At 44.2% G+C, this 1,624-nt stretch carries 1 protein-coding gene; it reads left to right on the top strand.

All coding sequences use genetic code 11. The features are described from left to right. The first annotated feature begins 691 nt into the window (after positions 1 to 691). Positions 692 to 1,588 carry a group II intron reverse transcriptase/maturase gene (gene ltrA, locus QZT26_RS17525; RefSeq protein ID WP_099323530.1) on the top strand — a complete coding sequence of 299 codons (897 nt, stop codon included), beginning with the start codon at positions 692 to 694 and terminating at the stop codon, positions 1,586 to 1,588. Positions 1,589 to 1,624 lie beyond the last annotated feature (36 nt).

The raw sequence follows: 1,624 nt of genomic DNA, 5'->3' as shown, positions 1-1,624 counted from the left end.
ATGAGTGCCTTGAAGTATGGAATACCTGAGTGGTTGAAAATACCACCTCTGCGAGCCTAATCCTCGTAGAGAAGTTTGTGCCTATGCGCACACAATGGAGCAATCCGTATGCGTAGAAAGATAGCATATACCCGTGAGGGGTATGACGGAGTTACGAGGTACAGACGACCTTTTGGGGTGTATGAGTGTGGCGTGTTATTCCGTGCCAACTGCCATTTCTCAGCGAAGCACTGACAATGTCCTTTGTTGGAGATGGATAAACAGATTAAGTAAAACCATCTCTGGTTAATGCGTTTGAACATACATCACGAAGGGAAAAGGGGTAATCCATATGACCGGGGGAGGACTTACGTCTTGGGCAAAATTCCCTAACAGCAAGGTATAAGGAAATTCCGAAGTCCGAGCTGTATGAGATGGTGATAGACAAGCTTCTCTCACAAGTCTATCTTTGAAGTCGTCAGCATTGCTCATAATAGTTTCCGGTGTGAATCGGAAATGAAAGGGGCATAACCGTAGTGGAATTGATGAAAGTGGCAGATTGAATACGTTCAATGAGAAAAGAAACTCTTTTGCGTAGGTAAGCAGTAACAAGAGCCTCTCTTGTTTTGCCTATGTTTGGGAGAATCCGTACCCAGGAAACACGATTGACAAATCTATTATCCGTAATCAATCGAAAGGAATATATCGAGAGATGCTTAAGTATCATTCATTAAGAGACAAGGTGTTTAGTCTGAAAAACCTTTATGCTGCTTTCAAACACGTAAAGAAGAATAAAGGCAAAGCTGGTCTTGACAGGGTAAGTATTAAGCAATTTGAGTCCAATCTTGATGTGAATATCATGAGTATCCATCAGGAACTCAAGACTGCCATATACAACCCTGCGCCTGTCCTGCGGGTATACATCCCCAAAGGCAGGCATGACAAGAGACCTCTTGGCATTCCCATTGTTAAGGACAGGATTGTACAGCAGGCATTCAGGCAAATCATAGAGCCAATATTTGAGAAAGGATTCTCAGATAACAGCTTTGGATTTCGCCCTGACAGATGCTGTCACGATGCTATCAAACGGCTTGAACAGTATAAGCAGGAAGGGTATACCAGCGTCCTTGATGCCGATATAATGGCATTCTATGACACCATACCCCATAAGCTTATTATGGACTCCTTACGTGAGAAAATCGCTGATGGATGGGTTTTGAACAGTATTGAGAACATGCTCAAAGCAGGGGTCATGGAGGACGGCATCGTGCACGAGACAAACAAAGGCACTCCGCAAGGAGGCGTCATTTCCCCTTTGCTTGCAAACCTTATCGGTGACATCATCGACAAGGAACTTGAAAAGGCTGGATATAAGTTTGTCCGATACGCCGATGATTTCGTTGTCATGACTAAAACAAAAGATGAACTCCCAGCCGCCCTCAGCTATGTCAAAGAAATCATTGCAGGGAAACTTGGAATGAAGCTGAGCGAGGATAAAACCAAGCTCACCAACTTCGAAAGAGGTTTCAGGTTTCTCGGATACGATTTCAAGGGCAAGTATAAGGGTATAAGCACGAAATCACTGAACAAACTCAAGAGCCTGTCCTGAGCCTGCCGAAGGAACAACATCAGAGACATCACCAGA

This window comes from uncultured Candidatus Kuenenia sp. (assembly GCF_900696675.1).
Classification (GTDB): domain Bacteria; phylum Planctomycetota; class Brocadiia; order Brocadiales; family Brocadiaceae; genus Kuenenia; species Kuenenia stuttgartiensis_A.
Note: the sequence above shows the minus strand (reverse complement) of the source record. Positions and strands in the feature narration are given on the sequence as shown.

Excerpts from the sequence above, each read along its gene's own strand:
- ltrA (WP_099323530.1), top strand. The coding sequence starts at position 692 with ATGCTTAAGTATCATTCATTAAGAGACAAGGTGTTTAGTCTGAAAAAC.